Raw genomic sequence first — 23,401 nt, 5'->3', positions numbered from 1 at the left:
AGGTCCGGTGCCCGCCTGCGCTTTCATCAATAGGGGAAGATGAAGGGCTTGTGGCTGAAGGTCCAACCGCTCTTCTCGGCAATGCGGAAGGACCACTGCATGCCTTCGCTGGCCTTGTTCAGATCGGCGGCGACAGGCACGGGCGATGGCACCTGCATCACCAGGCTGAATTCCACCGTCTGGCCCTTGCGAATCACCTGACCGTTGCTCAGACCCTGGAAGCTCAGTGCATAACCGCTCTGCACCGAAGTGGCTGCCAGATCGGCGATGGTGTAGTCGCCGCCGAAGGCCGTCAGGCGATAGCGCTGCACCGCCATCGGCACACCGCCTGTCAGCTCATGCTGCCAGATGGGGAATGAGGCGCTCTGCACGGACGCATAGGGGAACAATTGCTGTGGCAGGCGGTTGGGATGCGATTGCTCGCCCAGCGTGCCAGAGATCGTGGGTGCCCCCAGGTATTCCAGCAGCAGGCTGGGGTAGTTCTGGCGCTCCACGGCGTGCAGCGTCATGGCAAAAGGACCGGCAAATGCCATGCCATCGCTGATAGCCAGTTGCAGCTCATAGGCACCCGCCACCGTGGGCGCAATGCCGATGCGGTCAGGGCAGGTCCATTGGCGCAGGGCCAGGCTCTTCTCGATCCAGTTGGCAAACGCGGAGACAGTCGCACCAGGCCACTGGTTGCTGCCGGTGTTTCCGCACATATAGGTGTTTTCAGGCACCTGGAGCTTGCTGCCTGCAGGTTCACGCGACAGAGTCCACAGATAGGTCAGCATGTCACCGTCCGGGTCATAGCCGTTGCCGTTGAACAGGAAGCTGTTCCAGATCTCCGCAGCGTCTTGCGAATCACCAAAGCGCAGCTGCCTGCCGGTTTTTCCGATGACCAGGGGCTGCTCCTGGGTGTAGGAGGCGTCCACTGCCAGGCGTGCGATGGGCGCGTTGTTCTTGGTCTTGACGTTCACGCTGAGCTGGGTGTCCAGGGTGGAGACTCCATCGGAGCTGGGCGTCCCATGCTCATCGGTCACGACCAGCGAGAAGGAGTACGGTCCCGGTTTGTCGGCCACAAAGCTGGGGTTCATGGCTGCCGCATTGCTGAGCTTGGCGGTGCTGCCATCGGGCTTGTCCAGCATGGACCAGGCATAGCTCATGCGGTTGTTGTCGGGGTCGGTACTTGCCTCGCCCGTCAAGGTAACCGTGGTGCCCACGCCGATGGCACTCGCGCCACCCATGACTGCAGCCTTGGCCACTGGCGGACGATTGGCACCATTGAGCACGGTAAAGACCTGCGTCACCGGCTCGCTCCACTCCTTGCCGTCGTTCACGCGCAGCTGCACCACGTAGTTGCCGTAATGCGTGCCCGTGAAATTGCCCCAGGTGGGGTTGAATTTGGTGGCAGCATCAAAGCCGGCAGGCGCGGACAGCAGCGTCCACTCGCGCGTCAGCGTGTCCTCGTCCTTGTCCTGCGAATAAACGCCGGTGGGGATGATGGAGGTGCCCAGCTCCGCTTCGAAAGACTTGGCGAAGGGACGGGAAATGACGGCCACGGGCTTGGTGTTGGGCGCGCCGTCCGGCTTCTTGACCTTGATCTGAATCCCGCTGAAAGCCGTGGTCGTGCCGTCATACACCACCAGCGTCAAGCGGTAGGTGCCGGCGAAATCCGGAACCAGGGTCGGCCTGGCCGTATTGCTGCCCTCGATCACGGCCTGAGAACCCCAGGGCCGACCGGCTGGCGCGAAGAACCAGCGGTATTGCAGGCTGCTGCCTTGCGCATGCGTGCTGGCCGAGCCGTCGAGCTGCACGCGCTGACCGCGCACCGCATTGTCGATATTCGAGCCGGCCTTGGCCACCGGAGCCGTGTGCATCTGATTGGCGTTGATCCTGACCGTCACCGGCTGGCTGCTCTTGCTGCCATGCGTGACCACCAGCGTGGCGCGATAAAGGCCCACCACATCGGGCAAAAGGCGCGGCTGGGACAGATGAGGGTTGTCCAGCTCGGCCTTGCTGCCATCCGGCTTTTCCACCAGCGTCCAGTTGAAGCGCAGGTCAGCGGCGCTACCTCCTGCGGGCGGCTGGCTGGCCGTGCCGTCCAGCTGCACCGTGGTGTTGACCAGTTGCGCCAGCTCGGGCAACGTCACGGCCACCGGGTTGGGATTGCGGACTTCCAGCTTGACGCTGACCTCGTTGCTCGAGGTCACGGCGTCGCTCACACCGAGGCTGATGCTGTAGTTGCCGGGCAGATCGGGCGTGAAGCTGGAGGTCGCTGCAGTCGGTGTCGCCAGCGCGGCCGTGCTGCCAGCAGGACGCTCCGTGACTTTCCATTGATAGGTCAGTGTGCTGCCATTGGCTGGCGTGCTGGCAGAGCCGTCGAAAGTGACGGTATCACCGGCGCTAGCAGTGGCCGCGGAGGCCGTGATGCGGGCCGTGGGACGGTTGAGGCTTCCCGTGCCGCCACCATCATCACCTCCGCCTCCTCCGCCGCCACAGGCGGCCAGGAGCATGGAAAGGCCAAGACCCCAAAGGACATGGCGAGACAAGAATTTCATGGCTGAAATTTCCTTTGCAATAAAGCAGGCTGATGCTGCGAAAGAATGGAAGGCAGGCACGCAGACAGGCGTGCCATGCGCGCTCAGAACTGCAGGGTCACGCTCAGGCGTGCCGTGCGCCCGGGCGCCGGGACCATGCCCAGGCTCAGGGCATCCAGGTAATAGCGATCCGTCACGTTGTCCACGTTGAAGTCCACATTCACGCGGTCGCTGAGCTTGTAGCTGGCAAAGACATCCCAGAGCACATACGAATGCCACGGCACGACCTGGTTGAAGCCCTGGGCGGTTTCGTTGTTGAATTCCGGTGTCGGATTGCGCTTGCCCATGAAGGTGCCACGCACTCCGACGGTGAGCTTGCGCTCCAGCAGACGCGCTCCCAGCAGAGCACTGGCGTGCCACTTGGGCGGAATCATGTTGTTGACATAGCTGTTGGCGATGCCGTAGTCGGTGCAGGTGTAGCGCCGGAAGCTGCCAAAGTGGCAGGTCTCGATGAAGGTATAGCGCGTTCCGCTGGCCTCCATGAAGACCGGCCCCATGTCGTAGGAGCCCGAGACCTCGAAACCGTCGAAGCTCACGCTTTCGATATTGCGCAGGGTGAAGAACTGGCGGCCGGAGCCTTCCTCCCAGGTGTTGGGGAAGGTACGGGTGAGATAGTCCTTGGTGGTGTTGCTGAAGTAGGCGAGCTTGGCGCGCAGCTTGTCGCTGCTGCGCCAGACCCCATCCTTGAGGAAGTTGATGCCGATCTCGCGATTGAGCGTGCGCTCCGGCTTGAGGTGAATGTCCTGCGAGGGAGAGACGGAGTAGCCCGCCGTGGTCTCGAACAGGCTGGGCATGCGCATGGCACGTGCATGGCGTGCGTAAAGCTGTACGCTGGGCGTGACATCCCATAGCGCGCTGAACATGGGCGAGGTGCCGTTGTTGCGGCTGTTCATCATCAACGGATCACAGCTGCCCGTGCCCTTGCTGTCCACACAGTAGGCGCTGTCGGGGTTGACCATCATGGGCTTGTCATCGCGCGACTCGAAGCGGGTATGGCGCAGCCCGGCTCCCAGGGTCAGGCTGGGCAGGGGCTTCCACTGAAGATCGGTGAACAGGCTCCATTCCGTGCGCCGTCCCAGACGCCCGCCTGAGCTGAGCATATTGCCGGTGGCAACGCCGTTGACCTTTTCCAGCTGCGCGGCAAGTCCGTAGTCCAGCTTGATACCGCCGGAGCTGCCAAAGCGCATGCTGTTGCTGACGTCGAAACCCCAGCGCTTGTAGTTTTCGGAGCCGGCACCGAACATCTCGTTGACGGTTTCCTCCGAGTAGTTCTGATTCAGGCTGTCCGTGTTGGTGTGCCAGAGATTGCTGCTCAGATTCAGCCAGTCATTGTTCTCGGGGTTCCAGCGATGACGCAGGGTATAGGTGTCTGCGGTCACCTTGCTGTTGGAGGTCTGGGCCACCTGACCCAGCCACAGCAGCTGGGACGGCATCAGCTCGCCATAGGTGCTGGTGTACCGCATATAACCGGCTTCCAGCTCCTGATCGTTGGGCAGGTACAGGCGCGTCTTGAGCAGGACCGACTCGTTCTCGTGATTGGTGTTGACAATGCGTTCGCCACCACGGAAACGCGTGGCCCCCACCACCTTGGGCACCACCTCGGTATAGAAGCCACGGTTATAGGTTTCCGAAAGATCCAGAGACGGCACCGGCCCCTTGGTTCCCGCGTAATAGTTGCCCTGGCTGCGGCGTGCGTAGGCCGCGACGATATCGGCCTTCTCGAAACGCTTGGCCAGCGCAATGCTTCCCGCCCAGCTCTTGGGCTGCATCAGACCGGGCCGGTTCATGCTCTCGGAAGGCGGCACCACATGGGCGATGTCGAAGGGCCCCTCACACAGGCTGGCAATCACGCAGTTGGTACGATAGACGCCTCCCGTTCCGTTGCTGGAACTGCCCCCGGTATTGAAGCCTGCCTTGGTCCCCGGCGCAGGTGCCGAGCCGCTGTTGTTACCGATCAGGCTGCCGCGCAGACGGATGCCAAAGGTCTGGCCGGGGCGCACGATGTCATCGGCATTCAGGGTGCGGGCGCTGACCAGCCCCCCCACCGCACCGGTTCCCTGCGCCCCCATGACCGGGCCTTTTTCGATCTGTATTCCGCCGATCAGATCGGGGTCGATATAGGAACGCGAAGCGACGCCCGCATAGCCGCGGTAGACCGTGGTTTCCTGGCGTGCACCATCGACCAGCACGGGCACGCGCCCCTGGCCCTGCATGCCGCGGATGTTCACATCCAGCCCGCCGCTGTTGCGGTTCTCGCCGATCAGCACACCTGGAGTGCCCTGAAAGATATCGCCCACCGAGGTTCCTCGAAAGCGCTCTATGTCTTCGCGCTTGAGCACATTGCTGGAGCCTGCCGTGCGGTACTGCCGGTCCTTTTCATCCCGCTCGGCATCGGCCAGGACCAGCACGGTAGACATGACGCGGCTTGGCGGCTCATCCTCCTGTGTCTCTACGGCTGAAGCGGCCTCTGCCGAGGGTCCGGACACGGGTTTCAGACGCACCACGCCATTGCCCGTAAATACATGCGCGAAGCCGCTGCCGTGCAAAAGCCGGGTCAATGCCTCGCCCGGCGTCATCGCACCCCGCACAGCAGGAGCGGACAGGCCCTGCAACTTCTGCGGATCGAAGACCAGGCGCAGTCCGGCCGCCGCACCGAGAGCTACCAGAGCCTGACCTAGATCTCCTCTGGGCAGATCGAACTCGACACGTGATTGAGCGGCATCGCCCTGTGCTGGCGCGGCCTGCCGCGCCGGGCCTTGCTCCGCCCGCAGCTGGCCCATCAAGGCCATGCTGATGGCTATGGCAATAGCCGTGCGACGTCTATTGACGCGCTCATTGAATTGGCGACTGTATGTCTGCGGCAGAGCACTGTCGGCCCCTGTTGCCCATCGGTTCATGGCGTCCTCTGAAGTTCTGTGACCGCAAGGCAGACACCGCACCCAACTCCTGGGTACGGCCCGCGATGCCTCTCTTCAGAGAAGACGGTTGACGCTCAAGATTCAGTAAATACGAATCAGAATTATTAAAATTAACTCAAACTAGCAGCACCACTCCAGGCAGCTGCAGCAGGCGTGCGCCGAGCTCCTGCGCAATGGCCTGCACGGCACCGTGAGCATCGGACTGTAGAAAGACACCGCTGACGCGCCGCTGCGCCAGCGCCTGGTCTCGCACCACGATACGGCTGGTGTGATAGCGGTTGAGGCGGCTGACCACATCGGCCAGCATCATGCGTTCGAAGACCAGCAGCCCACGCTCCCAGGACTGGCCGGCATCTTCGCTCAAATCCTGCACAGGCGTCATGCCCCGCCTGTCATAACTGACGCGTTGACCCGGCGATACCACCACCGCATCCTGCGGAAAATGGTCCAGCGACACCGCCACCTGGTGGAACACACCGGTCACTTGAGTTCTTTCGTCCAATCGCTCGACGATGAAGCGGGTGCCCAAAGCACGAGTACGCCCGTCGGCCGCGGCAACCACAAAAGGCCGCTTCTCCGCATCGCGCTCACCGGACACATCCACGGGCTTTGCGTCAAACAAGGCTTCGCCTCGCAGCAGAGTCACCTGTCTCTGCCTTGTGTCGTAACGCACGGCCACGGCGCTGTCGCCGCCCAGGTGCACGCGGCTGCCATCGGGCAGCGCCACTTCGCGCCGCTCTCCTACCCCGGTGCGGTAATCAGCCTCAAAAGCCAGCATGATCTGGCTGCCGGCCCCCACCCACAAGGCGCCTGCAGCAAATACTGCGGCCCCGGCACCTTTCCATAACATGCGTCGCTGCACGGTTCCTTGCAGCAAAGGTTTTGTCTCCGAAACCCTTTCTGCATCCTGCTCTGGCAGCAGCCCCGACTGTCCCAGCGCCCCCAGTTCGGCCCAGATGCGCTGGGCATGGGCATAAGCCTGGCGGTTTGAAGCATCCGCATTCAGCCAAAGCTGCAAGGCCTGTTCATCCTCAGGCAGCCAGCCCTCGTCCGCACGACGAACCAGCCAGGAGGCAGCCTGCAGGCGGATGTCTTCAGCTGCATCGTGCAGGGATGTGGATTGAGATGAAGGATTCACAAAAAACTGCTGTTTGAATGCAAACGATTGGAGTGCATGATGGGAAGACGTTCAAGCATTGGCAAACCAGTAATTTTCATCCAAGGCCGGCATCTGGCTGTCTGACACACTGCAAAGCTTCAGTGAAGCGGCAAGCGCGCCATGGCGTGGGCCAAGGCCCGCGCCAGATGCTTCTGTACCGAGCTGGTGGATATCTCCAGCGCATCCGCCACCTGCTGATAGCTTTGCTCCTGCACCCGCACGCGCATGAAGATGTCCTGGGTAAGCGGCGACAGCTCCTGCAGAGCCTCAGCCAGTTGTAGCAGACGCTGACGGCCAGCCAGCGACTGATCCGGACCAGGCGCAGTGTCCGCGATGTGCACCAGCTCCTCTGGCGCAACCGCTGCGGTCTTGCGCGCCTCCTGCTGGCGAGCCATGTCTACGAGCATATTACGCGCCATCTGGAACAGATACGCCCGGGCATCCTGCACAGGTGCCACTGCCGTGACCTCGATGAAGCGCAGGAAAATCTCCTGCAGCATGTCCTGAGCCACATGCATATCGTGCACGCGGTAGGCGAGCCAGGCCAGCAATTCCCGGCGGTGGGCAATGAAGATACTTTGAGGATCGCTGGACATGATGAAGACGTGGATTGTATCCATAATTGAGAATGAATCTCATTCATGAAACAATGAAACCTACGCCTTGCCGAGCATCACAGCCGGCTCCCCGGAGCTGATGCTCCAGATGGCGGCAGACCCTCGGGATTTTTGCTCTCGCGTTTCCAAAGAGACAACACCTCGGTAGACCTGCGTCTACGCGGGACTTCGACGCACTTGAAACTCAGCCGCTTTTTGTAGATCGCTCGTCATCTATCAACTGTCGAATTTGTCTTTGCTGCGCTCAATGTCTGATATCGACTTCAGCTGCCATTCACGTTGCAGCTTCAACCTGCCTGAAGCGGTCAGCTGTGAATATCCGCGGGATGACGGGTTCTGAATGAAAGTGCGACAACTATAGAAATACCCTAGGCAGGGCAGTTGCTTTGCACGAAGACTCGAGAGCGGCTTGAAAAGATATGAGGTTCCACGAAAACAAGACCTTCCCGGTTGAACATCTAGTCCAGCCAAGGCGCCACATCCTTGCCCATGCGCACAGCCAGCTTCTTCAGTCGGGGAAGATAGCGGGCAAGCAACTCTTCCTTGGCGACAGCAGACTTTGGAAAGACCAGATTCAGACCTCCGATCAAACGACGTCCACACTTCAATGGCACTGCGACTGCTCCGAACGGCGCTTGCTGATGCCAATCACCATCGCTGATGCCATACCCTCGCTGGCGCGTCTCTTCAATCAAACGCTCTACCGACGCTCTATCTCTTGCCATGGCACCAGTCGCATCGTCACGCTGAGCGAGCAATGAAAGCAAGCCTTCCTTCTCATCCTTGGTGCAAGACGCCAGATAGGCTCGCCCCATAGCCGTGAAAAACATCGGCAATTTTTCTCCGATCATGCCGCGATGCTGAGACAAGCGGCTGAAACGGTGCGTGCTTTCACGCACAACCATGAAGCCGCCTTCCACGGTGCCCAGATCGCAAGGCCAAAGCAGCTCTGGCACAGCAGCACGCATCAGTGGTAGTGCGACCTGCTCAACCCAGGCGTCATCGACAAGCCCTTCGCTAAGGCTGCGCACTGCAAAAGTCAGGTAGTACTGTCCGTCTTTCTCACCCCTGCGCACGAACCCCTCCGCCCGCAAAGTCTCCATCAATCGCTTGACGGTGGTGCGATGAATATCGCATGCCTGTGCCAGTGCCGTGGTTGAAGCGATGCCGCCAGGGGCTCTATTCATTGCCTGCAGCAGAGCCAGGCCTCGCGACAAGCTGCGTACATCCTTGTAGTCATTCATGGGACTGTGCTCAAAAGTGAGGATTTCTTGGGAGTTCCCAAGTATGAATACCGAAAGCCATACGACGCAATCGCCGGTGTTCTGCTGCTGCGCTCAATGAATATTCCCAGCTCGATGCTCAACCGCGCGTAGCTTTGCCGTTCATCATCCCGACGCCCACCTTACGAGTCTCATTTCAACTGATTGGTAGCGAGCCGGCGGAAACGGCGACAGCAAGGGTATGCACCTAGCAATATGTGCACCAGGTGCACACTGTTTTCAGACTCCTCGAGTGTTTTGACAATTATCAAAACAGCACTCGATGCACTCACCAAATACGGAGACTGAAAATGAACGCCCCCCAAGAAAACCAAGCGAGTCAAGACGATGCCGATGTCCTGATCATTGGCGCGGGCCCGGTAGGGCTGACACTGGCAAACACTCTGGGGATGGCTGGCGTACGCGTCATCGTGGCAGAGAAGCTGCCGCAGATTATTGACTACCCCCGAGCCATCGGCATTGATGACGAATCGCTGCGCACGCTGCAGGCGGCGGGTCTGTCCGATCAAGTACAGGCACACATCACCCCTCATCACTGGATGCGCTTCTACACCGCCAGCGGCCAGTGCTTTGCCTCGATCGAACCTCGCACCGATGAGTACGGATGGTCCCGCCGCAATGCCTTCATCCAGCCTCAGGTGGACGACATCCTGTACCGGGGTCTGCAGCGCTTTGAACAAGTTCAGGTACTGCTGGGTCAGGAGCTTCACAGCTTTACCCAGAACGATGCTGGCGTCACCGCCACCCTCAGGAGTTCCGAGGGCGTAGAGCGCACACTGCGCGCCAAGTACCTGGTCGCCAGCGATGGAGGCAACAGTCTGGTGCGTCGCACGCTGAACGTGCCCTTTGAGGGCCGTACCAAACCCAATCAATGGATTGTGGTTGATGTGCGCAATGACCCCCTGGGAACCCCTCATATCGACATGCATTGCGACCCGGAGCGTCCCTACGTCTCAGCAGCCCTGCCGCATGGCATTCGCCGCTTCGAATTCATGGTCATGCCCGGGGAGACCGAAGAGCAGCTCTCAAAGCCGGAGAATCTTGCCCAGCTGATGCGCAAGGTCGTCGCAGATCCAGACAAGGTCGACTACATCCGCAAGCGCGTGTATACGCACAACGCACGGCTGGCGGCGCAGTTTCGGGTCGGGCGAATCTTGCTGGCAGGCGATGCCGCGCACATCATGCCGGTCTGGCAGGGCCAGGGCTACAACAGCGGCATGCGAGATGCCAGCAATCTCGCCTGGAAGCTGGCCATGGTCATCAAGGGAGAGGCCAGCAGCGGCCTGCTGGATAGCTACGAACAGGAACGCCGCGACCATGCCCGCAGCATGATCCATCTATCCGAGGTGGCAGGCGACATCTTCGCCCCTGAAAGCCATACCGCCGCCAAAGTACGCGACACGGTGATGCTTGCCCTGAACGCTGTGCCGCCAGTCAAGCAGTACTTCGCCGAGATGCGCTTCAAACCCATGCCGCGCTATGAGCAGGGCGTGGTGCTGCACCACACAGGCACCGGCAATCAAGGAGCCAAGACGCCGTTCGCTGGTCTGCTGGACCGCTCGGGCAACACTCCCTTGAGCCGCCTTCTGGGCCTGATGGCGGAAAAGAAGGAATCTCTGGTGGGGCGTCTGGTGCATGGCCTGGAGACGGCGGCTTCCGGTCCCGTAGGCCGGATGTTCATTCAGCCTCGTGTGGCTACTGCGAACGGCCACTCCGGCCTGCTGGATGACTTTGTGGGACTGAATTTCTGCATTCTGGCCTGGGGTACGGACCCCAGCTATGGCATGGACGAAGAGGCTCTGAATTTCTGGCAGCGCCTTGGCGCTCGCTTCATTCGTGCCATGCCCTCTGGCCAGCTGCTTCATCCAACGCCGACCCGCGATGGCGTGCTGACCGTTGGCGACGAACAAGGCCGCCTGAAGGACTGGTTCAGCGCCCAGGGCAAGTCGGTGGTGTTCGTTCGCCCGGACCGCTTTGTCGCGGCGCTGGCATCTCCGCAGGAGGTCAGCGCTGTCACCCGTGAGATGGCCCGGGTACTGTATTCCCCCCTGGAGGCCTGAAGATGAGTGGTAGCGCCATCGCCACTGCGCGCCGGGCATTTCTCGGCATGTCGCACTCGCCTTTGCTCGGTCTCAATCCTGTCGCTGCAGACGATCAGATCGCCATCGACAAAGCGATTGCTGCGGCGCGCGCGGCCGTTCATGAGTTCGCGCCAGAGCTCGTCGTGCTGCTGGGGCCGGATCACTACAACGGCTTCTTCAATGAGCTGATGCCGCCGTTCTGCATCGGCAGCCAGGCAACGGCCGTGGGCGACTATCTGTCCCCAGCCGGTCCCCTCAATGTGGCTGGAGAGCTGGCCATAGCGCTGGCCGACCACCTGATGGATAAACATTTTGATATCGCGGTGTCGCGGCGCATGTGGGTCGATCACGGCTTTTCGCAGGCCCTGCAGTTTCTGTGGGGGGACGAGATGGACACGCCGCCTGTCATTCCCATCTTCATGAATGCAGTGGCCCAACCCGGTATTGCGCGCATGGCCCGATGCAAGGCACTGGGAGAAGGCATTGGCAGCTTTCTCGACCAGTTGCCACTGCGCGCACTGCTGATTGGTTCCGGCGGGCTGTCGCACGAGCCTCCCGTGCCGACACTGGCGCATCCTGACCCTGCCGTACGCGAGCGCATTACTGTCCGCTCCACCCCCACAGAGCATGAGCGCGAGCTCAAGACCGAGCGCGTCAAGGCCGCCGGTCTGGCTCTGGCCAATGGCGACAGCTGGATGAAGCCGCTCAACCCCGAGTGGGATCTGCAATGGATGGATGCCATGGCCAGCGGCCAGTTGGACGGCCTATGTGCAATGAGCGAAGCCTCGATCGGCGCCATGGCCGGCAACTCTGCCCATGAGTCCAAGACCTGGCTGGTAGCGCGGTCCGCCCTGCCTGCCAACACCCGTCTGCCTTGTCCGGTAAGGACCTACCGCGCCATTCCATCGCTCATTGCGGGCTATGGCGTGATGTTCATGCACCACTGATCCTCATCCTTTCATGACTGCCATGCCGACCACTAAGCAAATACAGGCCTGGGCCGAACGCCTACGCCACGCGGAAGCCACCGCCACCCCCATTGCGCCCCTGCGCGAGGAGATCACCGACAACGACAGCGCCTATGCCGTGCAACTGGCCAATGTGCAATACGCACAGAGTCAGGGCCGCCGGATCGTGGGTCGCAAGATCGGGCTGACATCCCTTGCCGTGCAAAAGCAGCTGGGCGTGGACCAACCCGACTTCGGCACTCTGTTCGCCGACATGCTTTATGGCGACGATGAGGTCGTCCCCCTGTCGCGGACGCTTCAGCCCAAGGTCGAGGCCGAGGTGGCGCTGGTACTGGCCAAGGATCTGGAGCGGCCGGACACCACGCTGGTGGATGTCATCAGCGCCACCGCCTATGTGCTTCCGGCCATCGAGATCGTGGGCAGCCGCATTGCCGACTGGAACATCCGCTTCATTGACACCGTGGCCGACAACGCGTCCAGCGGTCTGGTCGTGCTGGGCGCCGTACCGACTGCGCTCAATGCACTGGATCTCAAGCTGTGCGAGATGCAGATGACGCGCAATGGCGATGTCGTCTCCACCGGATCCGGTGGAGCCTGCCTGGGCCATCCCCTGAATGCCGCCGTGTGGCTGGCCCGCAGACTCGCTAGCCTCGGCCAGGCGCTGCGAGCCGGCGACCTCGTGCTGACCGGTGCCCTAGGCCCCATGGTCGCCGTGAATGCCGGCGATCGTTTCGAAGCCCGCATCAGCGGCGTCGGCTCCGTGTGCGCGCAGTTTGAACGGTAAATCTTCTCGAAAGCATTCCCGGCCCCCGTTTTCCATTGCTCATAACGATTATTCAGGAGACAAATCATGTGGAATCGACGTCAATTGCTCGCAGCTGGTGCTGCCTCGCTCTCTGCCTGCGTGGGTACACCCGCCATCGCGCAGAATTTCCCCAACCGTGCCGTGACCATGGTCGTTCCCTTCCCGGCCGGAGGCATCACCGATGCCGTGGCGCGTGCGCTGGCAACCAAGATGGGGGAGCAGCTTGGCAAGCCTGTCATCGTTGACAACCGGCCCGGCGGAGGCGGCCAGATTGCGGCAGCCTATGTGCGCCAGCAAGCGCCCGACGGCCATACCCTGTATGTCGGTGCCACCGAGATGTTTGCCATCAACCCCTCGTTGTTTCGCAATTTCTCATATGACCCGCTGAAGGATTTCAGTCCCGTCACTTCGCTGATCGCTTCGCCGTTGGTGCTTGTCGTTCCTGCCAATAGTTCACTGACCAGTGTCAAGGAACTCATAGCCCAGGCCAAGAGCCGCAAGGACGGGCTGAACTTCGCCTCGCAGGGCATGGGCTCCATCGGCCATCTTCTCGGAGAAACCTTCCGTGGCAAGGTGGGCGGAAAGTTCAATCATGTGGCCTACAAAGGCTCGGCACCCGCACTGCAGGATGTGATGGGTGGACAGGTGGACTTCATGTTCGATCCGGTCATCACCACCGCCCCCCTGGTGGCCGGCAAGAAACTCAAGCCCCTGGCGATTGCTGCCGACAAGCGTTCGCCGCAAATGCCGGACGTCCCCACCCTGACCGAGCTTGGAGTACCCGGCGTGAATGCCGGCGTGTGGTTCGGTGCCGTGGTCAAGACAGGCACCGCTGCAGCTGTGGTTGAACGTCTGAACGATGCCATCCACCAGGCCATGAAGGACCCTGAAGTGGTCAAACGGTTTGCCGATCAAGGCATGCAGGCGTTCCCGTCATCCCCGGCCCAGTTTGGCAGCTTCATGCAGTCGGAACTGACCAAATGGGGCCCTCTGGTCAAGGCCAGCGGCGCTTCGATCGAGTGAGCAGGCAGCCAATGTTGCATCGTCGAACTCTTTTGCAGTCGGCTCTGGGCTTGGGCAGCCTGTCGATCGGCGGCCTCGGCTCAGCGCAGGCCTTTCCCGGCAAGCCCATCACGCTCGTGCTGCCATTTTCCGCCGGCGGCATCAGCGATGTCATGGCCCGTGCCCTCGGTCAGCATTTGGCTCAACAGCTGGGCAAGCCCGTGATTGTTGACAACAAGCCTGGTGCAGGAGGGCAGATTGCCGCCAGCGCCGTGCTTCAACAGGCAGCCGATGGACACACCGTGTATGTGGCTGGCACGGCCATGTTTGCCATCAACCCGACGCTGTTTCGCAAGTTTTCCTACGACCCCGTCAAGGACTTCGAGCCGGTAACGTCTCTGCTCACCTCTCCTCTGGTGCTCGTGGTTTCGACCGACAGTCCGGTCAGGACGCTGAGCGAGCTGGTGGCGCTTTCCCGCAGCAGCAAGCAAGGCCTGACATTTGCATCACAAGGCCTGGGCTCCATCGGCCATCTGCTGGGGGAGCTGTTTCGCAGCAAAACCGGTGGCAGCATGTCTCATGTGGCCTACAAAGGCTCGGTGCCGGCACTGCAGGACGTGATGACAAACCGGGTCGACTTCATGTTCGATCCCACGAGTTCAACCGAAGCGCTGATCCGGGGCAGAAAGCTGCGCGCGCTGGCGATTGCCTCCACAAGGCGCAGCCCCCAACTGCCCGACGTTCCCACCCTGGCCGAGCTGGGAGTGTCCGGTGTCGATGCAGGCGTCTGGTTTGGTGCGGCCGTGCGAAGCGGAACTCCTGCCACGGTGGTCCAGACATTGAACCGTGCACTGGTCGCAGCCTTGCAGGACCCGGGCATACAGAAACGCTTCGAAAGTCAGGGCATGCAGGCCTATCCGCAAACCCCGGAGCAATTCAAGCAATTCATCCACAGCGAGATCGCACGCTGGGCACCGCTGATCCTGTCCAGCGGAGCCGGTATCGACTGATTTTTCTCTGAAGGTAAACGCTATGACGCGCAAACTCAAGGCCGCCATCATCGGCAGCGGCAATATCGGCACGGATCTGATGATCAAGATCCTGCGCCATGGCAAAAACATCGAGATGGGCGCCATGGTCGGCATCGACCCCCACTCCGACGGTCTCGCCCGCGCCTCCCGCATGGGCGTGGCTACTACCCACGAGGGCGTGGAAGGCCTCACGCGCATGCCCGGGTTTGCAGAGATCGACTTTGTGTTCGATGCCACCAGCGCCGGCGCACATGTGAAGAACGACGCTTTTTTGCGCAGTCTCAAGCCCGGCATCCGCATGATCGACCTGACGCCGGCGGCCATCGGCCCGTACTGCATTCCCGTGGTCAACGGCGACATGCATCTGGACGCCCCGAATGTGAACATGGTCACCTGCGGCGGCCAGGCCACCATCCCCATGGTGGCCGCAGTCTCTCGTGTGGCCAAGGTGCACTACGGCGAAATCATTGCCTCGATCGCCAGCAAGAGTGCCGGCCCCGGCACCCGTGCCAATATCGACGAGTTCACCGAGACCACATCCAAGGCGATCGAAGTCGTAGGCGGCGCCACCAAGGGCAAGGCCATCATCATCATGAACCCGGCCGAGCCGCCTCTGATCATGCGCGACACGGTCTACACCCTGAGCGCGCTGGCCGACGAGGCCGCCATTGCCGCATCGGTAGAGCAGATGGCCGCTGCCGTGCAGTCCTATGTGCCGGGCTACCGCCTCAAGCAGCAGGTGCAGTTCGACCGTATCGACACCCCGATCCGCATCCCCGGCGTGGGCAATGCCCTCACGGGACTGAAAACCTCGATCTTTCTGGAGGTCGAGGGCGCGGCCCACTATCTGCCCGCTTACGCCGGCAACCTCGACATCATGACCAGCGCCGGCCTGCGCACTGCCGAGCATATGGCCGAGCGCATGCTGGCAGCGCTTGCCGTGGCCGCCTGAGGAGACGACACACCATGACGCAAACCAAGAAAATCTATATCTCCGACGTGACCCTGCGCGACGGCAGCCACGCCATTCGTCACCAGTACAGCGTGGAGCAGGCCAGGCAGATTGCCCAGGCCCTGGATGAGGCCCGGGTCGACTCGATCGAGGTCGCCCACGGCGACGGTCTGCAAGGCTCCAGTTTCAACTATGGCTTTGGCGCCCATACCGACCTGGAGTGGATCGAGGCCGTGGCCAGCGTGGTCAAGCATGCCAAGATCACCACCTTGCTGCTGCCGGGCATTGGCACCGTCCACGACCTCAAGGCCGCCTACGCAGCCGGTGTGCGCGTGGTGCGGGTGGCGACCCACTGCACCGAAGCAGACGTGTCCAAACAGCATATTGAATATGCGCGTCATCTGGGCATGGAGGCCGTGGGCTTTCTGATGATGAGCCATATGACCACCCCCAAGGCCCTGGCCGAACAGGCCAGACTGATGGAGAGCTACGGCGCCACCTGCTGCTATGTCGTCGACTCTGGAGGCGCGCTGGGCATGAACGATGTGCGTGATCGTTTCAAGGCCTTCAAGGACATCCTCAAGCCGGAAACCCAGACCGGCATGCACGCCCACCACAACCTGAGCCTGGGCGTGGCCAACTCCATCGTGGCCGTGGAAGAAGGCTGCGACCGCGTGGATGCCAGCCTGGCCGGCATGGGCGCGGGCGCCGGCAATGCTCCGCTGGAGGTGTTCATCGCAGCCGCAGAGCGCCTGGGCTGGAACCACGGCACGGATCTCTACAAGCTCATGGATGCGGCCGACGACATCGTGCGCCCGCTGCAGGACCGTCCGGTACGCGTGGACCGCGAGACGCTGGCTCTGGGTTACGCAGGCGTTTACAGCTCGTTCCTGCGTCACGCTGAAGTGGCTGCCGCCAAATATGGACTCAAGGCCGTGGATATCTTGGTTGAGCTGGGCAAGCGCCGCATGGTCGGGGGTCAGGAAGACATGATTGTCGACGTCGCCCTGGACCTGCTGCGGCAACGCGAAGCCGCCTCCTTCTGATCTTTTCACCATCTTCGCGGTCAGCCAGCCGTGGCTACCGCCTTCACGGAGTCATTTATGAACGCCCCTAGCACGGAAGCCTCCAGCAGTCGCTTTGTCACGATCACCGAGGCGGGACAGCCCCTGAGGCTGCACTACAACGATGTCGGCTCCGGCAGTGAAGTCGTGGTCATGCTGCATGGCTCCGGCCCTGGCGCCAGCGGCTGGGCCAACTTTCACCGCAATATCGAACCGCTGGTGGACGCGGGATACCGTGTCATTTTGCTGGATTGCCCCGGCTGGAGCAAAAGCGACACCATCGTCAGCACAGGCTCGCGTTCGGATCTGAACGCACGCTGTCTCAAAGGCGTGCTTGACGCGCTGAACATCGCCAAGGTTCACATCATCGGCAACTCCATGGGCGGTCATAGCGCCGTGGGCTTTGCGCTGGCCAATCCCGAGATGGTGGACAAGCTCATCCTCATGGGCGGCGGCACTGGCGGACCCAGCGCCCTCGTGCCCATGCCCGCCGAAGGCATCAAGCTCATCGGTGCGCTGTACCGCGATCCCACGGTAGAGAACCTCAAGCGCATGATGAATGTGTTTGTGTACGACAGCAGCAGCCTGACCGAAGAGCTGTATCAGCAGCGTCTGGACAATATCCTGGCCCGCCGCGATCACCTGGAAAACTTCGTCAAGAGCGCCCAGATCAACCCGAAGCAGTTCAGCGACTACGGCCTGCGCCTGCCGGAGGTCAAGGCCAAGACCTTGATCATCTGGGGCCGTGACGACCGCTTTGTACCCCTGGACATCGGCCTTCGCCTGCTATGGGGCATTCCCAACTCCGAGTTCCACGTGTTCAGCCAGTGCGGCCATTGGGCACAGTGGGAGCACGCCGAGGTCTTCAACAAAATGGTTCAGGACTTTCTTGCACGCTGACCGGCCAGTGAGCCAGCAAGAGGTGGGTGCAAGCCATTGAGATGAATGCCATGCAAGGACAACAGCTTAATGGCTTGTTTGGGATAAAGAGCAGGAATTCAGGTCGGCGGCCCAACCATCCCAGCCTCCAACAGGCTCCGCCGCAGACTGAGCGCAACTGGATGCGACAGCCTGATTGTCAAACGGATATTGACACCCATCAAACGAAATTCCGCGTCTCGTCGCGAGGACCACTTCGAAGCATTTCACTCACTGTGATCCTTCCGCGACTCAAACACATCCGCGTGGGTCATGCTCCGCTAGTGGGAAAACGCGGCCCTTACCGAGAACGGGTTGAATTGTCATTTTTTGCCACCGCATCATCCTCAGGATTCAGCAAAGCCGGAATCTCAGCCACCAGCGCGTCGATGGCCACCCGCAACTTGCAACGTAATTGCCGTGCCTGTGGCCAGAGTGCATGGATCTCGTAAGAGCGGGCTCGATAGGCGGGCAAGATGTGTACCAGTTCGCCACGCTTGGCATAGCTGCTCAGCAGCCAGCAAGGGACCCAGGCAATGCCATAGCCCGCCACAGCAGCAGCGGCAATGGCCTGTATATCGTCCATGCTGATCTGGGAGCGCACCTGCAGGCGGTAGTCCGAGCTGCCACCTCGCCCAGCAACTGGCGCAACATTCCACGGGGCGACGACACCCGAGTGCGAGTAACTGATGACCGCATGACCATCGAGCTCTTCCAGTTTGCCGGGCGTGCCGTGGCGTGCCAGATAGGCCGGGGAAGCGCCGATGCTGATGTGCTGTGTGCCCAGCAGGCGCGCAGACAAGGTGCCGCTGTCTTGCAGCGGGCCTATGCGTATGGCCAGGTCAAACCCCTCTTCGATCAGATCCACTGTACGGTCGCCAAACGACAGATCGATGCTCAGCTGCGGATACAGACGCGTCAGATTCAGCAGTATTGGCGCCACGCACAGCTGCCCAAAGCCTTCTGGCACGCTGACCCGCAGGCGGCCGATGGGCTCCATGCGGCCGCTGTCCAGATCCGCCTCGGCTGCATCCAGCTCCTTGAGTGCACGGGTGCAGCGCTCGTAGTAGATCTGCCCTTCCGCAGTCAGGGTCTGGGTACGCGTATTGCGCTGCAGTAGCCGCGAGCCCAGACGTGCCTCCAGCCTGGCAACGGCCTTTCCCACGGCAGAGCGCGTCACGCCAAGCCGCTTGGCAGCAGCAGTGAAGCCGCCCGCTTCCACCACCTGCACAAAGGTGGAGACTCCTTCCAGAGGGTCTTGCACAGTCATGTCGATTGGATCCTTCAGCTCCCCAATGATGGGAAATCAACGCGTAAATTTAAGAATTTTATTCCCATAGACTCGCGTTGAACGTTCTGCGCCAGAACGCAGTTTCCCTTTTCTGGAGTGCGCAACCATGTCCTCGAATGATGTTGATCTCTTGAACACCAGCAGCCTGGAGCCGGCACCGACCCGGCGCAATCGCATTGCGCTGCTATCGGTCTGTCTGGCCTCACTGATGTTCAGCCTTGAAATCTCCAGCGTGCCTGTCATCTTGCCCACGCTGGAGTCCGTTCTGCACAGTGACTTCAAAGACATTCAGTGGATCATGAATGCCTACACCATCGCCTGCGTCTCGGTGCTCATGGCCACCGGGACACTGGCAGACCGGTTTGGCCGCAAGCGGGTCTTTCTGATCTCCATAGCCCTCTTTGCGTTTTCATCGCTGCTGTGCGGCCTGGCATGGAACACACCGATGCTGATTGCCAGCCGCGTGCTTCAGGGGGCCAGCGGCGGCGCCATGGTGATCTGCCTGGTAGCCGTCCTCTCGCATCAATTTCCACAAGGCGCCGAGCGCAGCCGCGCCTTCAGCACCTGGGGAGTCATGCTCGGCATAGGCTTGGGCTTTGGCCCCCTGATTGGCGGCATGATCGTCGCCCTCTCGGACTGGCGCTGGGTGTTCTGGGTACACGTGCTGATTGCCACGCTGACTTTCTTTCTGGCCACCATCGCCGTGCACGAATCGCATGACCCCAAAGCCGGCGCGCTGGATATTGCGGGCATCGTCACGCTGTCCCTCGCAGTATTCGGCCTGACCTTCTTTGTGACGCAGGGCTCCGACACCGGTTTTGGCAGCATGTCTGCGCTGGCCGCCATGGCTGTGGGTCTGCTGAGTTTTGCGGCCTTTATGTGGGTGGAACTGCGTGCCCAGCATCCCATGTTCGACTTCTCCGTCTTTCGGGTGCGCAATTTCTCCGGTGCGCTGCTGGGCTCCATGGGCATGAACTTCAGCTTCTGGGCGTTCATCATCTACCTGCCCATCTATTTTCAGAGTGCGCTAGGTCAGGATGTCACGGCCGCCAGCGTCTCGCTGCTAGCCTACACCCTTCCCACGCTGGTGTTCCCGGTGGTTGGAGAACGCATCGCCATGCGCTATGGCCCGCGTATCGCCATTCCACTGGGGCTATTCGCCATCGGCCTTGGATTCATGCTGATGCTCGCTGGCAGCCAGTTCGCCCACAGTCACTGGCTTTACGTGCTGCCGGGCTGCATGATTGCCGGTGCAGGGCTGGGTATCACCAACACCCCGGTGACCAATACCACCACGGCAGCAGTCTCCAGCGCACGCGCCGGCATGGCGTCCGGCATCGACATGAGTGCCCGCATGATTACGCTGTCGATCAATATCGCGCTGATGGGTTTCCTGCTGGTGCACGGCGTGCAGCAGCACCTGCAAACCGCATTGCATGAACCCGTAGATGCTGCAGCGCTGCGCGAGATGGCCAACGACATTGCCTCTGGCAACCTGCAAGCCCTGTACACCCTGCAGGCAGGCGCTGACGCCGCCACTTCGCCGCAGGCACTGACAGACATTGCCCGCGAAGCGCTGGTACACAGCTTTGGCGGCGTAATGCTCTATGCCGCCATCGCCGTGTGGCTGCTGGCACTGGGCAGCTTTGTGATCTTTTCGGGTCGCAGGCCAGCCCGGTGACTTTTATGACGCTCCATGCCGATGGGCAAGAATCTGCTCGCTGATCTGCAGCTTGGTTGCCTGCATTGCCATGGACATCGATTTCCTTGCTCTATAGCCAACTGCAGGCCTCGACAAGCTCGCCGACATTGGCGGCCGTGCCACGTACTGTGTGCACCAGGCCAGGATCAGCATCCATGCCGAAGTACCACTGGTTGCCTCTCCCGCTCTGGTGCATCTCTTCACCATGCACCTTGTTTCCATTCTTGGTGAATGTCAGTGCAGCACTCCAGGTAGCGTCCACAGTGGTGCCAGTGAGCGGCATGGCTGCCCAATGCGTTGCCGCGGCAAATTCATAGCACGCTCCAAGTCGATCAAAGACTGCCGTACTTTGGCACCGCCTGCGATTGGCTGAATCGTGTCGACGGCTCCTCACGGATAGAAGAGGCACATCGCAATATATTTAAAAATCAGGATATTTATCCCAATAAATTTGTTTAACAAATTTATTGAAACCATCCAGACTTCCTCCAAGACTCATAGAACTTGGAGACATCCGTTGGAGCAAAAGATTTTCAGTGCGCCTGGGCACTTTTTCCGTCCCTCGCGTTCACATGCTGTGGTTATTGGCGGCGGAACCATGGGAGCCGATGTCGCGGTCGTTCTTTGCCGCGGAGCATGCAAAACGACTGTTGTCGAGCCCGATGCTGACCGGGCTGCCAAAGTCCCTGAACTTGTCCATCACGGCTTGACCCAACTGGATGCCGCTCCGCAGCTTGCCAAACTGTCCGTCGTATCGTCCTTGGACGATCTGGACTGGAGCTCGGTGGACCTGGTGATCGAATGCATCCCGGAGCGCCTGGACATCAAGCAGACGCTTTTCAAGCAACTCGAGCAGCGCGCCCGCAAAGATGCATTGCTGGCCAGCAATAGCTCTAGCTTCCCCATTACGGCAATTGCAGAAGGCCTAGCAACGCAGGAACGTATGCTGGGTCTGCACTTTTTCATGCCTGCGCACCTGACGCCTCTTGTCGAAGTGGTGTGCGGCGAGGCATCTCACATGGAATGTGCAGAGAACCTTCATGCTTTCATGCGCCAGTGCGGCATGGTGCCGGTGCTGGTCAAGAAGGATTTGCCAGGCTTTTTGGCGAACCGTCTTCAGCACGCGCTGGCTCGCGAAGCTTTTGCACTGATTGAAGCTGGCATTGCATCAGCCGAAGACGTGGATGCAGCCGTGCGCTTTGGCTTCGGCTTTCGCTTTCTTGCAGCGGGCCCCGTGCTTCAGCGCGACCATGCAGGTCTGGAAGTCCACTGCGCCGCTGGAGCAACGATGTATCCATCGCTCGCGGCCAACAAGGAGCCAAGCCCATGTCTTTCGCAAAGAGTGGCTGAGGGCAAATTCGGCATGAAGTCCGGAGAAGGTTTTTTCAAGTGGACTCCAGAGAGCATCGCGCAAGAGAAACAGCGCTACCAGAAGACGCTGCTGGCAGGTCTCGAACTTCTCAAGAGCGAATTGCCTTCCGTGGGCGACGCTGCCGAGCAATAAGAGGAGCGCATGATGAATACACCTCTGATCATCACCGTTGCCCCCAACGGAGCCTACAAGACCAGGGAGCAGCACCCTGAGGTTCCTCTGACTGCTGCCGATCTGGCACAGACCGCCAAGGAATGCCTGGACTCCGGTGCGTCCATGATTCATATGCATGTACGCAAGCCTGACGGCAAGCATTTGCTCGATGCCAGCGCCTACATTGAAGCCACTGCTGCAGTGCGCAAAGCAGTGGGCCAGGAACTGGTGGTTCAGGTCACCACCGAAGCAGCACAGGTCTACCAGCCATACGAGCAGATGCGGGTCGCACGCGAAACGGCTCCGGAAGCGATCTCTGTCGGCTTGCGCGAAATACTCAAACCTGAAGTTCCCGAAGCGGATATCCGGTCCTTCTTCACATGGCTCAAGCAGAGCAATGTGATGACCCAGGTCATCCTGTATGACGTGGCGGACGTGCAGGCCTGGCAGCGCCTGCTTGCAAGCGGCGTCATCCCGCAAAACAAATGGTTTCTGCTTTTTGTGCTGGGCCGCTACTCGGCGGGTCAGACCTCTTCGCCCATCGATCTGCTGCCGTTCCTGGAGGCTCACGACGATGTCTATCCATGGGCGATGTGCGCCTTCGGCCCTCAGGAAAATGCATGCGCGATGGCTGCTGCAAGCCTTGGAGGGCATGCACGCGTCGGCTTCGAGAACAACCTGTTCCTGAAGAACGGCGAGCCGGCGGCAAGCAATGCCGCCCTGGTCGCCCAGGTCTGCCAGGGGGCAGCAGCGCTGGGCCGTCCGCTAGCCACGGCTCACGATATTCGACGCCTGTTCCTGAACTGATCAGTACTTCAAGGCAGCAGCGCCTCTTGTGTCTTCAGGTAATGGTCTCTTGGAGGCACAAGATGCTCTGCCGTCAGACGGATCAGGCGCTCCCTCGACCCCTCCCCCTGCGCCAGTACCGCCAGCAACTCGTGATGCTCCTGTTGGGATTGCAGCTGACGCTCTCTGGACATCAGCGTTCCAAATCGAATCGCATGCGTTTGGCGGGCGAAATCTTCGATGGATTGCGACAAGAAAACATTGCCGCATTGAGCAAACAAAAGCCGATGAAACTCCTGGTTGGTCCGAAAAATGCCGCGCGGGTCCTGTTGCTGGATCGCTGCGTCATGCCCGGTCTGAATGCGCCTGAGCTGCTCCAGGGCATCACGGTCCAGAGGCAGCGCAATTCTGCGCATCGCCTCCAGCTCGAGCAGCTCTCTCATTTCGTAGAGATGAATGACTTCATCTCTGCTGAAAGCCTTCACCATGGAGCCAATGTTGCGCCTGCGCTCAAGCAGGCCAGCACTTTCCAGCTGAGCCAATGCGTCTCGCACCACATGGCGTTTGGCTGCAAACCGTTCCATCAGATCATCTTCGACAAGACGCACTCTGGGAGCCAAGAGGCCCAGAACAATGTCTTCCTCCAATGTCGCGGCAATCACGGATGCACCGTCCTCGGATGGACGGCGCTCCTTGGCATAAGCGCCCGTCGGCATATGA

18 protein-coding genes and 1 pseudogene are annotated in these 23,401 nt (G+C 60.7%); 11 read left to right on the top strand and 8 right to left on the bottom strand.

Translation table 11 applies throughout. The features are described 5' to 3' along the window. Positions 1–26: 26 nt before the first annotated feature. From AAIL67_RS16050 to AAIL67_RS16030, 5 genes are all read right to left on the bottom strand, one after another. A complete protein-coding gene (locus AAIL67_RS16050; protein ID WP_343484371.1) occupies positions 27–2,540 on the bottom strand; it encodes a PKD domain-containing protein in 2,514 nt (837 codons plus the stop codon). Between the two features lie 83 nt (positions 2,541–2,623). Then, positions 2,624–5,476 carry a TonB-dependent receptor gene (locus AAIL67_RS16045; protein ID WP_343484370.1) on the bottom strand — a complete coding sequence of 951 codons (2,853 nt, stop codon included), beginning with the start codon at positions 5,474–5,476 and terminating at the stop codon, positions 2,624–2,626. Positions 5,477–5,612: 136 nt separating this feature from the next. Beyond that, positions 5,613–6,635, bottom strand: a complete 1,023-nt coding sequence (locus AAIL67_RS16040; protein WP_343484369.1) for a FecR domain-containing protein — start codon at positions 6,633–6,635, stop codon at positions 5,613–5,615. A gap of 119 nt (positions 6,636–6,754) precedes the next feature. Beyond that, positions 6,755–7,276 (bottom strand): sigma-70 family RNA polymerase sigma factor, encoded by a 522-nt coding sequence (locus AAIL67_RS16035; RefSeq protein WP_343484368.1) that lies wholly within the window; start codon positions 7,274–7,276, stop codon positions 6,755–6,757. Positions 7,277–7,731: 455 nt separating this feature from the next. Further along, the gene (locus tag AAIL67_RS16030) at positions 7,732–8,517 is read right to left on the bottom strand and encodes a DNA-binding transcriptional regulator (protein WP_343484367.1); all 786 of its coding nucleotides are present in this window, start codon (positions 8,515–8,517) and stop codon (positions 7,732–7,734) included. Between the two features lie 329 nt (positions 8,518–8,846). Between AAIL67_RS16030 and AAIL67_RS16025 the strand changes: the two genes are divergently transcribed. The 8 genes from AAIL67_RS16025 (at position 8,847) to AAIL67_RS15990 (ending at position 17,359) form a co-directional block, all read left to right on the top strand. Further along, positions 8,847–10,616, top strand: coding sequence for a bifunctional 3-(3-hydroxy-phenyl)propionate/3-hydroxycinnamic acid hydroxylase (locus tag AAIL67_RS16025; RefSeq protein ID WP_343484366.1), 1,770 nt, complete (start codon positions 8,847–8,849; stop codon positions 10,614–10,616). 2 nt (positions 10,617–10,618) lie between these two features. Next, positions 10,619–11,584, top strand: a complete 966-nt coding sequence (locus tag AAIL67_RS16020; protein ID WP_343484365.1) for a 3-carboxyethylcatechol 2,3-dioxygenase — start codon at positions 10,619–10,621, stop codon at positions 11,582–11,584. A gap of 13 nt (positions 11,585–11,597) precedes the next feature. Further along, positions 11,598–12,389, top strand: a complete 792-nt coding sequence (gene mhpD, locus AAIL67_RS16015; protein WP_343484364.1) for a 2-keto-4-pentenoate hydratase — start codon at positions 11,598–11,600, stop codon at positions 12,387–12,389. A gap of 66 nt (positions 12,390–12,455) precedes the next feature. Next, positions 12,456–13,433 (top strand): tripartite tricarboxylate transporter substrate binding protein, encoded by a 978-nt coding sequence (locus AAIL67_RS16010; protein WP_343484363.1) that lies wholly within the window; start codon positions 12,456–12,458, stop codon positions 13,431–13,433. A gap of 11 nt (positions 13,434–13,444) precedes the next feature. After that, positions 13,445–14,422, top strand: coding sequence for a tripartite tricarboxylate transporter substrate binding protein (locus AAIL67_RS16005; protein WP_343484362.1), 978 nt, complete (start codon positions 13,445–13,447; stop codon positions 14,420–14,422). A gap of 22 nt (positions 14,423–14,444) precedes the next feature. Further along, a complete protein-coding gene (locus AAIL67_RS16000) occupies positions 14,445–15,395 on the top strand; it encodes an acetaldehyde dehydrogenase (acetylating) (protein WP_343484361.1) in 951 nt (316 codons plus the stop codon). A gap of 14 nt (positions 15,396–15,409) precedes the next feature. Next, positions 15,410–16,441 (top strand): 4-hydroxy-2-oxovalerate aldolase, encoded by a 1,032-nt coding sequence (gene dmpG / locus AAIL67_RS15995; RefSeq protein ID WP_343484360.1) that lies wholly within the window; start codon positions 15,410–15,412, stop codon positions 16,439–16,441. A gap of 57 nt (positions 16,442–16,498) precedes the next feature. Further along, a complete protein-coding gene (locus AAIL67_RS15990) occupies positions 16,499–17,359 on the top strand; it encodes an alpha/beta fold hydrolase (RefSeq protein WP_343484359.1) in 861 nt (286 codons plus the stop codon). A 319-nt stretch (positions 17,360–17,678) separates the two neighbouring features. Here AAIL67_RS15990 and AAIL67_RS15985 read toward each other — a convergent pair whose 3' ends face one another. Beyond that, positions 17,679–18,647 carry a LysR family transcriptional regulator gene (locus AAIL67_RS15985; protein WP_343484358.1) on the bottom strand — a complete coding sequence of 323 codons (969 nt, stop codon included), beginning with the start codon at positions 18,645–18,647 and terminating at the stop codon, positions 17,679–17,681. A gap of 127 nt (positions 18,648–18,774) precedes the next feature. On the opposite strand from AAIL67_RS15985, the gene AAIL67_RS15980 reads away from it, so the two are divergent. Then, positions 18,775–20,349: an MFS transporter gene (locus AAIL67_RS15980; protein WP_063665263.1), complete on the top strand. Its 1,575-nt coding sequence runs from the start codon at positions 18,775–18,777 to the stop codon at positions 20,347–20,349. 19 nt (positions 20,350–20,368) lie between these two features. Here AAIL67_RS15980 and AAIL67_RS15975 read toward each other — a convergent pair. Further along, positions 20,369–20,641, bottom strand: a pseudogene (locus tag AAIL67_RS15975) (IS5/IS1182 family transposase); the annotation flags it as partial. 327 nt (positions 20,642–20,968) lie between these two features. On the opposite strand from AAIL67_RS15975, the gene AAIL67_RS15970 reads away from it, so the two are divergent. Both AAIL67_RS15970 and AAIL67_RS15965 read left to right on the top strand, forming a co-directional pair. After that, positions 20,969–21,874 (top strand): 3-hydroxyacyl-CoA dehydrogenase NAD-binding domain-containing protein, encoded by a 906-nt coding sequence (locus tag AAIL67_RS15970; RefSeq protein ID WP_231905962.1) that lies wholly within the window; start codon positions 20,969–20,971, stop codon positions 21,872–21,874. Between the two features lie 12 nt (positions 21,875–21,886). After that, on the top strand, positions 21,887–22,702 hold the full coding sequence (locus AAIL67_RS15965; RefSeq protein WP_082877454.1) for a 3-keto-5-aminohexanoate cleavage protein: 816 nt from the start codon (positions 21,887–21,889) through the stop codon (positions 22,700–22,702). A gap of 8 nt (positions 22,703–22,710) precedes the next feature. On the opposite strand, the gene AAIL67_RS15960 is transcribed toward AAIL67_RS15965, so the two are convergent. Continuing rightward, positions 22,711–23,397, bottom strand: a complete 687-nt coding sequence (locus AAIL67_RS15960; RefSeq protein WP_063665266.1) for a GntR family transcriptional regulator — start codon at positions 23,395–23,397, stop codon at positions 22,711–22,713. Positions 23,398–23,401 lie beyond the last annotated feature (4 nt).

It is taken from the genome of Comamonas sp. A7-5 (assembly GCF_039581385.1).
Classification (GTDB): Bacteria; Pseudomonadota; Gammaproteobacteria; order Burkholderiales; family Burkholderiaceae_C; genus Comamonas; species Comamonas thiooxydans.
This window is presented reverse-complemented; position numbering and strand designations above follow the sequence as displayed.

Excerpts from the sequence above, each read along its gene's own strand:
- AAIL67_RS16050 (WP_343484371.1), bottom strand. The coding sequence starts at position 2,540 with ATGAAATTCTTGTCTCGCCATGTCCTTTGGGGTCTTGGCCTTTCCATG.
- AAIL67_RS16045 (WP_343484370.1), bottom strand. The coding sequence starts at position 5,476 with ATGAACCGATGGGCAACAGGGGCCGACAGTGCTCTGCCGCAGACATAC.
- AAIL67_RS16035 (WP_343484368.1), bottom strand. The coding sequence starts at position 7,276 with ATGGATACAATCCACGTCTTCATCATGTCCAGCGATCCTCAAAGTATC.
- AAIL67_RS16030 (WP_343484367.1), bottom strand. The coding sequence starts at position 8,517 with ATGAATGACTACAAGGATGTACGCAGCTTGTCGCGAGGCCTGGCTCTG.
- AAIL67_RS16025 (WP_343484366.1), top strand. The coding sequence starts at position 8,847 with ATGAACGCCCCCCAAGAAAACCAAGCGAGTCAAGACGATGCCGATGTC.
- AAIL67_RS16020 (WP_343484365.1), top strand. The coding sequence starts at position 10,619 with ATGAGTGGTAGCGCCATCGCCACTGCGCGCCGGGCATTTCTCGGCATG.
- mhpD (WP_343484364.1), top strand. The coding sequence starts at position 11,598 with ATGACTGCCATGCCGACCACTAAGCAAATACAGGCCTGGGCCGAACGC.
- AAIL67_RS16010 (WP_343484363.1), top strand. The coding sequence starts at position 12,456 with ATGTGGAATCGACGTCAATTGCTCGCAGCTGGTGCTGCCTCGCTCTCT.
- AAIL67_RS16005 (WP_343484362.1), top strand. The coding sequence starts at position 13,445 with ATGTTGCATCGTCGAACTCTTTTGCAGTCGGCTCTGGGCTTGGGCAGC.
- AAIL67_RS16000 (WP_343484361.1), top strand. The coding sequence starts at position 14,445 with ATGACGCGCAAACTCAAGGCCGCCATCATCGGCAGCGGCAATATCGGC.
- dmpG (WP_343484360.1), top strand. The coding sequence starts at position 15,410 with ATGACGCAAACCAAGAAAATCTATATCTCCGACGTGACCCTGCGCGAC.
- AAIL67_RS15990 (WP_343484359.1), top strand. The coding sequence starts at position 16,499 with ATGAACGCCCCTAGCACGGAAGCCTCCAGCAGTCGCTTTGTCACGATC.
- AAIL67_RS15985 (WP_343484358.1), bottom strand. The coding sequence starts at position 18,647 with ATGACTGTGCAAGACCCTCTGGAAGGAGTCTCCACCTTTGTGCAGGTG.
- AAIL67_RS15980 (WP_063665263.1), top strand. The coding sequence starts at position 18,775 with ATGTCCTCGAATGATGTTGATCTCTTGAACACCAGCAGCCTGGAGCCG.
- AAIL67_RS15970 (WP_231905962.1), top strand. The coding sequence starts at position 20,969 with ATGGGAGCCGATGTCGCGGTCGTTCTTTGCCGCGGAGCATGCAAAACG.
- AAIL67_RS15965 (WP_082877454.1), top strand. The coding sequence starts at position 21,887 with ATGAATACACCTCTGATCATCACCGTTGCCCCCAACGGAGCCTACAAG.
- AAIL67_RS15960 (WP_063665266.1), bottom strand. The coding sequence starts at position 23,397 with ATGCCGACGGGCGCTTATGCCAAGGAGCGCCGTCCATCCGAGGACGGT.